The sequence below is a fragment of the Cohnella thailandensis genome (genome assembly GCF_014212135.1).
Lineage (GTDB): Bacteria > Bacillota > Bacilli > Paenibacillales > Paenibacillaceae > Cohnella > Cohnella thailandensis.
Map to the genome: position 1 here is coordinate 53,395 of NZ_JACJVQ010000024.1, position 12,403 is coordinate 65,797.

Sequence of the window (12,403 nt, forward strand, 5' to 3'; positions counted from 1 at the left end):
CAGAGTGGAGAACAGAGTCCAGACGAGAAGAAAAGCGCACATCATCTCCCACACCCACTGGGACCGGGAATGGTATTTGCCTTACGAGAAGCATCACGTCCGCCTGATCCGCCTGATGGATACGCTTCTTGACACTCTGAAGCGGGACGACGAGTACCGGAGCTTTTTCCTCGACGGCCAGACGATCATCCTGGAGGACTACCTCCAGGTTCGTCCGGAACGCAGGGAAGAGCTTGAGCAGCGCATCAAGGAAAACCGTATCTTCATCGGGCCATGGTACATCCTGCAGGACGCGTTCCTGACGAGCAGCGAGGCGAACCTTCGCAACCTGTTGATCGGCCACCAGGACGCCGCTCGCTACGGCACGATCTCGAAGGTCGGCTACTTCCCCGACACGTTCGGCAATATCGGCCAAGCGCCTCAGATCATGCGGCAGGCCGGCATCGGCAACGCCGTGTTCGGCCGCGGAGTCAAGCCGACCGGCTTCAACAACACGGTCGCCGACTCCGAGTTCGAGTCCTCGTACTCCGAGCTCATCTGGGAAGGACCGGACGGCTCCCGCGTGCTCGGCATTCTGTTCGCGAACTGGTACAGCAACGGCAACGAAGTACCGACGGACGAAGCGGCGGCCAAGGAATACTGGGACCGCAAGCTGGCCGACGCGGAGAAGTACGCTTCGACGAACCAACTGCTGTATATGAACGGCTGCGACCACCAGCCGATCCAGACGGATCTGCCGGAAGCGATGCGCGTCGCGCGCAAGCTGTATCCGGACACGGACTTCGTCCATTCGAACTTCGCCGATTACTTGGCCGCGCTGGGCGGAGACGAACTGCCGGCTCACTTGTCCGTCGTGAAGGGCGAGTTGCGCAGCCAGCGCACCGACGGCTGGGGAACGCTCGTCAACACGGCGTCCGCCCGCGTCTACCTGAAGCAGATGAACCAGCACGGGCAAACTCTGCTGGAGAAGGTCGCGGAGCCTCTCGCGGCGATCGCTCATGGTTTGGGGCGCGGGGAGCAGGGTAAGGGCCAAGGACAAGAGGCGACACTCGGGAGCTACAGCTACCCGCACCACCTGTTCACCTACGCCTGGAAAACGCTCATGCAGAACCATCCGCACGACAGCATCTGCGGCTGCAGCGTCGACGAGGTTCACCGCGAGATGGTCACCCGCTTCGAGAAGAGCAAGCACGTCGCCGAGTCGATAGTGGACGAGAGCAAGCAGCTCGTCGCGGACGCCGTCGACACGTCCGGCTTCGCTCGGTTCGGAGAGGAAGCCCTTCCGCTCATCGCCTTCAACACGACGGGCTGGAAGCGCGGCGGCACGATCTCGATCGTGGCGGACGTTCGGCGGATCTATTATCGCGAAGGGCTGTCTCCGGAAGAGATGATCTCCCGTTTGAAGGCTCTTGATCTTGGCGGTCGCGTCTTGGTCGATGCGGAGGGCGCTGCCGTTCCGGTTAAAGTGGAAGACCTCGGCGTGCAGTTCGGCTACGACCTGCCGGACGATGCTTTCCGCCAAGCGTACTGGGCTCGCCAGGTCCGGCTGACTTTTGCGGCATCCGACGTTCCGGCTCTTGGCTGGAAAACGTATGCCTGGGTGAAGTCGGCTTCCGCGGCTTCGGCTGCTGCTCCGGAGGCGGCTTCTATCGTTCGCGGCGAGCGCACGCTGGATAACGGCACGTTGCGCGTCGAAGTCGCAGACGACGGAACGCTTACGGTGACGGATCTCGCCAGCGGCCATGCGTACCGCGATCTGCTCGTCTACGAGGACACGGGCGACATCGGCAACGAGTACATGTACAAGCAGCCGGAAGGCGAAGAAGCGCTGACGACTCGCGGCCTTGCCGCCGAGATTCGCGTCGCCTGCGACGAAGTGTACCGCGCGACGATCGAGATCGTTCACCGCTGGGCGGTTCCGGCTTCGGCCGATGCCCTGTTCGAAGAAGAGAAGCAATACGCGGTGTACTTCCCCGAGCGCAAGGCGCAGCGCGTCGCCGAGACGGTACCGCTGACGATCCGCACTCTCGTCAGCCTCGAGAAGGACGGCAAGGGCGTGGCGGTGCGCGCTTCCTTCAACAACCAGGCGAAGGACCACCGCGTTCGCGCGCTGTTCCCGACGGATTTGCAGGCCTCCGTCCATCGCGCGGACGCCATCTTCGAGGTCGCGGTTCGCGACAACGAGCCGGCCGCCGAGTGGCAAAACCCGAGCAACGCTCAGCACCAGCAAGCGTTCGTCGACGTGAGCGAAGCGGATTTGAGCCGCGGCCTGACGATCGCGAACAAGGGGCTGAACGAGTACGAGGTTCTGCGCGACGGCCGCAACACGATCGCCGTCACGCTGCTTCGTTCCGTCGCCGAGCTCGGCGACTGGGGCGTTTTCCCGACGCCGGAAGCGCAATGCCTGGGCGATCATGAAGTGGAGCTCATGATCATTCCGCACGAAGGCGACGGAGCCGTATCCGGTGCTTACGCGGAAGCGTACCAGTTCCAAGTTCCGTGGACGTCCGCTCAGACTGGCGCTCATCAAGGGCAACTGGCTCCGGTAGGCGCCGCCTACGCTTGGGAAGGCGAAGGCCTCGCGTTCTCCTCGCTTAAGATTAACGAGAAGGACGGCGGCGCGATGCTCCGCTGGTTCAACCTGCGGCAGCAGCCCGCCGAGCTTAAGCTCGCGGCGCCGAACGCCTCGGTCTATCGCAGCGACGTGTTGGAGAACCGCGGGGAAGCGCTCGCTCTCGGCGCGGACGGCTCGCTGAGCTTACCGATCGGACCATGCGAGATCGTGACTATTGGCGTGGAAGCGACTAAGTAAAGAATCAAGAAGCATCTCTTTCTTCAGGCTGTCGAGATTGACTCGACAGCCTTCTTTATATCTATTTATGACATTCGGATGGTGCCGCACCGAAATAAGAACAAGAGCATCCGTCCATTTCCGACTCGAGTCGACATAATGCGCAGAATGAAACAAGGCTTTAGCCCGTATCGCAATAAGTACCAATATGTTACGAATATGTTACGAATATGCATAAAAGGAGGAAGGACAAAAGTGAAATTATACCCCTTTTCGAGGATTTCCCAAGCATGAGAAAAATGAAGAGATTTTGCATGCTCTTGCCTGTTTTTTTTCTATTTCTAACGGGTTGTCAAGAAAAGGAGGCAAATACAATTGTCAAAGAAGCTTCGGTTGATTCGATTACTTTACGAGTAAAAGTGGATAAAGCAGCGGATTCGGAGATTAAGGTGCATACGGAATTAGTGAATACGGGGGAGACATCCCTAGAAATCATCCATGCTGACCCCATGGTCGGAGTAGCAATCGGCAGTCACGCTGCAAAGCCTGAAATAGTCACAAGTTTTGTCGGAATTAAAAAAATTCTTAGCAAAGAAGAAGCCTATCATTTCGATGCGGATAAATCCTTCGTAATTCAATCTGGTGACGAGGTCCTTTACACCAAGGCAAGCTTCTCCATTGGCGCCGAACTTAGAACGATTGAATTAGAAATTGACTTGGATGAGATTGGATAAAATCTGAGTAGGCGGGAAAATAAAAACCACAACTCTACAATGGAGTTGTGGCAATATTGACTAAAGTTGCGGTTTTGCCTAGCCTCACACCGACTCCCCGTTCAAATACCGATAAAACGGAGCGTCCGTCCAGAAGTCGTAGTGCTCGACAGTGACGGATGGATCGACCGACTTGAAGCCGTCGATAACCGCCTGGGACTGCTCTTTCAAGGAGAAGGACTGCGCGTAATAGCGGCCGATCTGGATCTTGTTGTTGGTGATGACCTCGTAGTCCGGCAGAGCGGTTAGCGAGTAGTAGAGCGGCTGCCACCAGGATCCGGCCAAAAGCCCGCTTTGGTCGTCCTCATTCTTCTTGGCGTACGTCAGAATAATGTCGTTGAAGCGCTTCTTGTCGCTAACGCTGTTGAATTCGAAAGCGATGTCGTACTCTTTGGCATATTCGATGTAGTTGCCGTTCGCGATTTGACGCACCTCGTACAGGTCGGATACGCCCGGGTCGCCCCATTCCTTCAGATAGACGAAGGCGGACGTTTTCGGTTCGAGCTGCACCTTGGCGTCGATCCCTTCGCTGCGAAGCAGGCCGATGAGCTGCAGGGCGTGCGTCGGATCGGAGTGCCCGTACACGAGCGACAAGGAGTCCACGAAGTTCGAGTCGTAGCTCGAGTCCTTCAGGTTATAGCCGGTCACCAGGTCTTTCTCGAGCGCGGTATCGACGATTTGCTGAAGCTCTTCGGATTTAATGATGACGGAGGATTCGAACGCGTCGTTAAGCTTCAGGTAGATATCCGCGTCGCTGGCGTAGCCGAGGTAGTGCTTATATTCGCCGTGAAAACTCAGAACCTTCCCGATCAGCGTCGCGGCAAGGCTGGCGGTCGTGCGGGCGTTCGGCTTCAGGTCGGAGTAGTAGGCGGACGGCAGAAGCTGGGTGTCGACGGCGGCGGCCAGTTCCTGCTTGGCTTGAAGGCTCAATGCGGACGACTTAACGGGAAGCTTGGCGATGGCTTTGACGGCCTTGGCTTCCGGGTAGGTGTACGCCAGCTCCTTCAGGTTGGCGGCTTTGAGCGCGATCTGAACCGCATTGACGGAGCCCAGCGGCTGGAGCGCGTTCACCGTATCCGAGGTCAGCACGCCGTTCTGGTAAAGGGCCTTGGCCGCGTTGTAGTAAGGGCTCGTAGACTCCAGATCCTTGGACGAGACGGCCTCTTCCGACGGCGCGAGCCCTAGAGCTTTCGCCAACGCGTTAAGGAATTCTCCCTTGGTCGGCTGGGCGGTAAGCACGATGCCGAACTTGTCCTGGAGGAAAACCGAATATTCCGCCGAAGAGACGTCAACCGCCGAAACGGAGGTAGCGGAGCTGACCGAATTCGGAGATGCCGCGTGCGAGACCGAGCCATAGCTAGGGAAGAGCAGGGAAGCGGATAGAACGGCGGCAATCAGCAGTTTGCCAGTCGTCGGAGCTTGAAGGGCGATTTTCATACGATAAAACCTCCTATGTACTATGTACGGATAATTAATTCAGACCGGATTAGTAGGAATATATTAGCATCGGCCCTAGCCCCTGTCAACGAGCATTTGCTCCTAATCCTCCACTCGCCAAATGCCATAAGAACTAAGCACAATTCGCTATCTCGTTATGAAAACGATTCCGTTATAATGAGGGCATAAGAAACGGCGTGCGAAGCGAACCTAGGGACGGCAGTCGGTGCGGCCCAGCGCGGAATCATGCCCCAATCAAACAAGGCGGTGCATAGCAATGGCTAAACCCCAATTCGGCATTCAGTTGTATTCGGTACGCGACCTGTGCGAGAAGGATTACCTCGGAACGATCCGCCAAATCGCGGAGATCGGCTACAAGAACGTGGAACTCGCGGGCTACTACGGAGTGTCGGCCAAGGAGCTGAAGGCGACGCTGGCGGACGCGGGACTTAACGCGAATTCCGCTCACATCGGTCTGAACCTGGCCGAGCCTATCGCCGACCAAGTGAAACGTCAGCTCGAGTACGCGCAAGAGCTTGGCCTGAAGCGTTATATCGTTCCTTATTATCCGCTGCAAGAGAACACGACCGAGGAAGGTGTCGCCAAGATGGCCGCGATTCTGACGGAAGCGGCGGAGATCGTGACGGCGGGCGGCCTGGAGTTCGGCTACCACAACCATGCGTTCGAATTTGCCAAAATCAACGGAGTTCCGGCGATCGACCTGCTGTTCGAACGTTTGTCTCCCGAGCTTGTTTTCGCGGAGTTCGACCTGGGTTGGGTGAAGGTCGGCGGCGAGGACCCTGCGGCTTACCTGCGTAAATATAAAGGAAGAGTGCCGGTCGTCCACGCGAAGGACTTCAAGGAAGACGGCGTCGACACCGAGATCGGCCGCGGCACGGTCGACTGGGATTCCGCTCTACAAGCGGCGGAAGAGACGGGCGTCGAGTACGTGATCATCGAGCAGGAACGTTACGACGTCGGCTCGCTCGAGAGCGCGAAGCTGAACTACGCTTGGTTCAAGGCGCGCGGCTGGTAAAAAGAAGAGAGGGGTTCGACGGATGCCGGAGGGCAGCTGTCGAGCCCCTTCTTTGCGCGATAGGGCATTAAAGGTGATTTTTCATGTTTATGTCTGCGGAAAATGGAGCGGTGGAGCCTTATAGGTGATTTTTCATGCTTAAATTGCCACTTTACCCTGGGTTGTCCCAAATAAGCGTGATATTTCATCTACAATTATCCATTTCGTCCTACTCCACTCGAATAAACATGAAATTTCATGTTCATTCGTCCGATGGCCCACCCTTATGCAAGAGCAGCCCCAACCGGTCGTTATCGACCGTGGGGCTGCTCTTGCGCGTCAATTGGACGCCGGGCGCCCTGCGGATGCGGCACGCGAAGACTCCCGGGCGAACAGGCCGCCCGCGAGAAACGTCGCCAGCGAAGCGGCCAGGCAGACGGCCGCGAACAGGCCTATGGCCGAGTAGCCGCCGAGATGGACGAACATAAGGCCGGCGAGCCAGGCGCCGAGCGTGTTGGCGCCGTTCATGGTGGCGTTCGCGAGACTGGAGATCGTTCCCCGCAGGGAGGCGTTCAGGGAGGTGAGCGCGCCCATGACGAGCGGGAACACGATGCCGAGCAGCGTGCAGATCGCGAAGTAGACGGCCGTTGCGGCGGACACCGGCGACAGCTGGGGAAGCAGCGCGTACAGGGCGGCGGCGCCTAGCATGGCGGCGGCGACCGTTCTCGCGGCGCCGAGCTTCCGCGAGGCGGAGCTGCTTATGGCGCTGCCGAGCAGGTTGCCGAGTCCGAGGAAGATGACCGCCGTGCCGATCTCGCCGACCGTAAGGCCGAAGTCCTCGGCCAGCCACTTGCCGGAGAAGGCGAAGGCGGCTCCGCTTCCGAGATGGATCAGCAGGTAGGCGAGGAAGCCGGCCCTTGCCTTGCCGCTGCGCGCGAGAGGGACGTAGCGGCGCAGAATGGCGCCGAGGCCGGTCGAGGCGCCGGCGGAAGAAGAAGGCGAAGGCATCGGCGGCATGCTCGGCAGGGCGAAGTAGGCGAAGACGGCGAGCAGAAGCGAGGCGCAGCCGATCGTCCAGAACGGCACGGACCAGCCGCCGGACGCGAGCCAGCTGCCGATCGGGACGCCGAACGCCTGCGAGGCGGCGAGTCCCGAGAAGGCGAGGCCCATCGTGCGGGCGATGCGCTGCGGCGGCAGGACGGACGGGATGGACGCCCACACCTGCGGCGCGGTGAACGCGGCGCTGATGCCGGCGAGCAGGCGGAACAGGCACATCGTCCAGAAGTCGGTCGCCAGGCCGCACAGGAACGTGCAGACGGAGAAAGCGGTCAAGCCGCACAATAAAACGACGCGGCGGTTCCAGCCGTCGGACAGGGGGCCGGCGATCAGCGCGAAGACGGCCGAGCCGAGCGCGTAGGCGCTCAGCATCCACCCGGCGGAATCGGTCGAGACGCCGAATTCGGCCTGCAGGGTGGGCAAGAGAGGCGAGACGAGAAACGTGTCCGTGCCGATCATGAACATGATCAGGAAGAACAGCGCGGGGAATTTGCTCATGGGGAGATCGCTCCTTACGAATGGGTTAGGTTGCGTTGCGAACCTATCGTAACGCATAATGGTGACAGATTCCGTCAACAACTCAGCGATTTTACATATAGAACAAAAGGAGCGATAAGAGATGCCGAAGTCCAAGCGGCTCATGGAGTTGATGATGACGGTCAACCGCAAGCGGCGGTTCAAGGTTCAGGAGCTGGCGGACGAGTTCGGCGTCTCTAAGCGCACGATCCTAAGAGATCTTCAAGAGCTGAGCGAGCTAGGGGTGCCGCTCTATTCGGAGCCGGGTCCCCACGGAGGCTACCAGGTCGTAAGGGAGCGGGTGCTGCCTCCGATCGCGTTCACCGAAGGCGAGGCGGTGTCGATTTTCTTCGCGGTGGACGCCTTGCGCCATTACGTGTCCCTGCCCTTCGAGAGCGAGTCCTCCTCGGCCCTCGGCAAGTTCTATCTTCATATGCCGGGGGACGTGAGAGACCGGATCGACGCCATGAAGAACAGGGTCGACATCGTGACGCCGCGAAGGAAGCTCGAAGCTCCTTATCTCTCCGTTCTGCTTGACGCGGCTATCCACGGCCGGGTGCTTCGGATCGAGTACGAGTCCGGCGGGGACGGACCGGAGAAGCCGAGCTGCCGGCACATTCAGCCGATCGGCATCTACGCGAACAACGGCCTGTGGTATTGCCCGGCCTATTGCTTCCTGCGCCGGGGAGTCCGGGTGTTCCACTGCGACCGGATCAAGGCGGCGGAGCCCGATGCCACGGGCATTCCGCCGATGGACCTAGAAGGACGCCACCTCGGCAACCGGAAGGAATACGAGCCCGGCTTCCCGACAAGGCGCGAAGAAGGTGCCGGAGCCTTGGAGCTGAAGGTGCGGCTTACCCCGGAGGGGGTCAGGCGCTGCGAGCTGGAGTCTTGGCTGACCGACTGCCTAAGCCTCCTGCCGGACGGGGAGGGCCTGCTGGAAGGACGGCTTCCCGCGGGAGAGCTGTCGTTCTATGCCCGTTTCTTCGCAAGTCTCGGAAGGGATGCGACCGTGGAGGAGCCCGCGGAGCTTCTGAAGGAGATTCGAAGCGAGCTGAAACGGACGATGGAGCATTATTCCTGAGCGGATCGGGGCGAATTTTGCGCAGGGCAGGTTGTCACAACTAGCGTCGTATGTTATTATGAAAATACTGTTTTTTGTGCTTATCAGACTACTTATCTCCGAACATGCTTCGGTTGCTGTCTTATCTTTAGGAGGTGGAAGCAGTGGAAATTGCTCTGAAGATCGTACTGATCCTATTCTCGATCGGCCTGATCCTGGTCGTCTTGTTGCAACGCGGGAAGAGCGCAGGTCTGTCGGGTGCCATCTCCGGCGGCGCTGAGCATCTGTTCGGCAAGACCAAAGCTCGCGGGATGGATCTGTTCCTGCAGCGCGCGACGATCGTACTGGCTGTCGGATTCTTCGTCCTGTCGCTGGTCGTTGCTTACGTGGTGCAAAATTAATTCCATCAATCACCAACCGAAAGCGGGAAGCAGGAGCTTCCCGCTTTTTTTGTATAGGTATCGCATGGGCAATGTTGGCAGGAGCGGGTCATCCGGTTGCCAAACGGGGAAAGAGTATATACTAGATGCAAGATGAGGTGATGCGGGTGCCATTGTGTACGGAGCAAGAGCTGCTCGGCTTCATGCGCGAGAGCGCGTACAAGCCGATGACGTACCAAGAGCTCGAGAAGCATTTGGAGATCAGCGACGCGGCGGAATTCAAGGAATTCCTGAGAATGCTGGCGGAGCTGGAGCAAGACGGGAAAATCATGAGAACCCGGACGGAGCGCTACGGCGTTCCAGAGAGAATGAATCTGATACGGGGCCGGCTGCAGGCCCATGCGAAGGGCTTCGCGTTCCTCCTGCCGGAGGATACCGACCATCCGGACTTGTATATCCATGCGAACGATCTTAAGGGCGCGATGAACGGAGATATCGTGCTCGGACGGGTTACGTCCAAGAGCGATGGCGGTTCGCGTCTCGAAGGCGAGATCGTCCGCATCGTGAAGCGTTCCGTGACGCAGGTCGTCGGCGTGTTCGAGAACCACGAGAGCTACGGCTTCGTCGTTCCGGACGACAAGCGGATCAACAAGGATATCTTCATCCGGCCGGAGAGCTTCCACGGAGCGGTCACCGGGCAGAAGGTCGTCGCGAACATCGTCAGCTATCCGGAAGGCCGATCGGCCGCCGAAGGGGAAATCATCGAGATCCTCGGGCATAAGGACGATCCCGGCGTCGACATCCTTAGCATTATTCGCAAGCACGGATTGCCGGAGGCTTTTCCCGACGAGGTCATGAAGGAAGCGGAAGCGGCTCCGGATTCCATCACGGAAGAGGAGATCGTCGCCCAAGGCCGGCGCGATCTGCGCGGCCGCACGATCGTGACGATCGACGGCCAAGATGCCAAGGATCTGGACGATGCGGTGAACGTGGAACGCTTGGACAACGGCAATCTGCTGCTGGGCGTCCACATCGCGGATGTCGGCTACTACGTGCGCGAGAAGTCCAAATTGGACGAGGAAGCGTACAATCGCGGGACAAGCGTGTACTTGGTCGACCGCGTGATTCCGATGCTGCCGCACAGGCTGTCGAACGGCATCTGCTCGCTGAACCCGAAGGTGGACCGGCTGACGCTCTCCTGCGACATGGAGTTCGATCCGGCCACGATGCGGGTCGTTCGCCACGACATCTACACGAGCGTGATCCGCACCGTCGAGCGCATGACGTATACGAACGTGCGCAAGATCCTGGTCGATCAGGATCCGGAGCTGATGGAGCGCTACGCCCCCCTCGTCGACACGTTCAAGACGATGGAGGAGCTCGCGATGGCTCTTCGCAGGCGCCGCATGCGGCGCGGGGCGATCGACTTCGACTTCCAGGAGTCGAAGGTTATCGTGGATTCCGAAGGCAAACCGGTCGATATTATCAAAAGAGAGCGGTCGATCGCGGAGCAGATCATCGAAGAATTCATGCTGGCGGCGAACGAGACGGTGGCGGAGCACTTCCATTGGCTCAAGGTTCCGTTCCTGTACCGGATCCACGAGGAGCCGAGCAGCGAGAAGCTGATGACGTTCATGCAATTCGCGGCGAACTTCGGGTACGCGGTGAAGGGCAAGGGCAACTCGGTCCATCCTCAGGCTCTCCAGCACTTATTGGAAGAGATCAAGGACACGAAGGAAGAGACCGTTCTCAGCACGATGATGCTGCGCTCGATGAAGCAGGCGAAGTACGACGCGCAGAGCCTCGGCCACTTCGGCCTGGCGGCGGAGTTCTACACGCACTTCACGTCTCCGATTCGCCGGTATCCGGACCTCGTGATCCATCGGATCATCCGCGAGGTAATCGAGAACGGCGGCATGCTTTCGGCTGAGAGGCTCGAGGTGCTGAACGCCCGCATGCCGGACATCGCGCAGCAGTCCTCGGAGCGTGAACGCCTCGCCGTGGACGCGGAGCGCGACACGGAGAAGCTGAAGAAGGCCGAATTCATGCTGGACAAGGTCGGCGAGGAATTCGACGGCATCATCAGCGGGGTGACCAGCTTCGGCATGTTCGTCGAGCTGGACAACACGGTAGAAGGGCTGATCCGGCTGAGCGACATGTCAGACGACTACTACCACTTCCATGAGCTGCACATGGCGCTCATCGGGGAGCGAACGAGCAAGGTGTACCGGATCGGCGACGAGGTGCGCATCCGGGTCGGCCGCGTGAACATGGCGGAGTATTCGATCGACTTCGAGCTGGTGGACATTCATCCGCGCAGCTTGAACAGGGTGAATTTTATCGATGCGAGAGGAGCCGGCCTTGGCGTCATGCGTGGCAAGCGCAAGAAAGGCGTCCGGGGCGGGGATCTCGCGGCTTCGTTCGGCGGCCGGGGAGGCCGTGGGGAAAGAACGGGACGAGGCGGAAAAAGACAGAATAGCGGTCGTGGTGACGGTCGTCGTGGGGGAAGAGGAATGGATAACGGACAAGTCGTAGGCAACGAAGTGGTGGACGAGCTGGGCGGAGCGGGAAGCGCCGCCGGGGAATCGCGCGTAGGCGGCCGCAACCGCAAGCGCAAGAAAGGCGGCCGGGGCGAAGCCGGCCGCAACGGAACGGGTGAGCGCCCTGGCGGCGCGGCCGCCATCGGCATTGCCGCGCCGGGCGCAACGCGCGGCGCGGCAGGAGGTACCGCCGCCGCACAGCCTAAGGCGGGCGGCGAAGGGCAAGGCCGCCGCGGCGACGGCGGCGGCAAGAAGCGCGGCCGCGACTCTCGCGGAGGCGGCCGGTACGATCGCGCGGCGATGGAGAAGCCGGTGTTCAGCGGCGGCGAGATCATCGGCGAAGGCCGGCTGAAGCCGATCAAGGCGACAATGGCGCGCGATGGCGGGCCGGTCAACAAGGACTCGGCGGATTACATTCCGCCCGCGGTCCCGCGCGGCAAAAGCGTGACACTCGACATGTGGGGTCTGCCGGTCACCGCGCGCCGCCGTTATGACGACGGCGGCGAGTTCGGCGGCGGCCGCCGCGGCTCCGGCGCGGGCGGCAAGCGCGGAGGCGGCCCGAAGGCCGGCGCTCCGGATGCGGGCGCCGAAGCGCAACAGGGCTCGAAGCCGCGCAAGAAGAAGAGCAAGAAGCCGGCTGCGGCCGTAGAGGCCGCGGCACCGGCAGCAGTCGAGCCTTCCGCCGCGAAGAAGCCGAAGCGCAAGAAGAAGAAACCCGTCGCACAGGTGCAAGAACCGCAACAGTAACGTAAGAAGGGGTCGCCGGCTCGTCCGGACGGCTCCTTTTTTACGGATAATTGGGGGCACCGCCGCTGGCCGCTCGAACGTATCC

Annotated in this window: 8 protein-coding genes; 6 read left to right on the forward strand and 2 right to left on the reverse strand. The window is 60.1% G+C overall.

Going from position 1 to position 12,403, the window contains the following annotated elements; translation table 11 throughout:
• The first annotated feature begins 4 nt into the window (after window positions 1–4).
• Both H7B67_RS25980 and H7B67_RS25985 read left to right on the forward strand, forming a co-directional pair.
• On the forward strand, window positions 5–2,812 hold the full coding sequence (locus H7B67_RS25980; protein ID WP_185122798.1) for a glycoside hydrolase family 38 N-terminal domain-containing protein: 2,808 nt from the start codon (window positions 5–7) through the stop codon (window positions 2,810–2,812).
• A gap of 269 nt (window positions 2,813–3,081) precedes the next feature.
• Window positions 3,082–3,525, forward strand: coding sequence for a hypothetical protein (locus H7B67_RS25985; RefSeq protein WP_185122799.1), 444 nt, complete (start codon window positions 3,082–3,084; stop codon window positions 3,523–3,525).
• Window positions 3,526–3,609: 84 nt separating this feature from the next.
• Here H7B67_RS25985 and H7B67_RS25990 read toward each other — a convergent pair whose 3' ends face one another.
• Window positions 3,610–5,001, reverse strand: a complete 1,392-nt coding sequence (locus H7B67_RS25990; protein WP_185122800.1) for a hypothetical protein — start codon at window positions 4,999–5,001, stop codon at window positions 3,610–3,612.
• A 277-nt stretch (window positions 5,002–5,278) separates the two neighbouring features.
• Here H7B67_RS25990 and H7B67_RS25995 point away from each other — a divergent pair, with 277 nt between their 5' ends.
• On the forward strand, window positions 5,279–6,037 hold the full coding sequence (locus H7B67_RS25995) for a sugar phosphate isomerase/epimerase family protein (RefSeq protein ID WP_185122801.1): 759 nt from the start codon (window positions 5,279–5,281) through the stop codon (window positions 6,035–6,037).
• Between the two features lie 318 nt (window positions 6,038–6,355).
• On the opposite strand, the gene H7B67_RS26000 is transcribed toward H7B67_RS25995, so the two are convergent.
• Window positions 6,356–7,570, reverse strand: coding sequence for an MFS transporter (locus H7B67_RS26000; protein WP_185122802.1), 1,215 nt, complete (start codon window positions 7,568–7,570; stop codon window positions 6,356–6,358).
• A gap of 121 nt (window positions 7,571–7,691) precedes the next feature.
• Here H7B67_RS26000 and H7B67_RS26005 point away from each other — a divergent pair, with 121 nt between their 5' ends.
• From H7B67_RS26005 to rnr, 3 genes are all read left to right on the forward strand, one after another.
• On the forward strand, window positions 7,692–8,672 hold the full coding sequence (locus H7B67_RS26005) for a helix-turn-helix transcriptional regulator (RefSeq protein WP_185122803.1): 981 nt from the start codon (window positions 7,692–7,694) through the stop codon (window positions 8,670–8,672).
• A 143-nt stretch (window positions 8,673–8,815) separates the two neighbouring features.
• Window positions 8,816–9,052, forward strand: coding sequence for a preprotein translocase subunit SecG (secG, locus tag H7B67_RS26010; RefSeq protein ID WP_185122804.1), 237 nt, complete (start codon window positions 8,816–8,818; stop codon window positions 9,050–9,052).
• A 152-nt stretch (window positions 9,053–9,204) separates the two neighbouring features.
• Window positions 9,205–12,318, forward strand: coding sequence for a ribonuclease R (rnr, locus tag H7B67_RS26015; protein ID WP_185123028.1), 3,114 nt, complete (start codon window positions 9,205–9,207; stop codon window positions 12,316–12,318).
• Window positions 12,319–12,403: the final 85 nt, after the last annotated feature.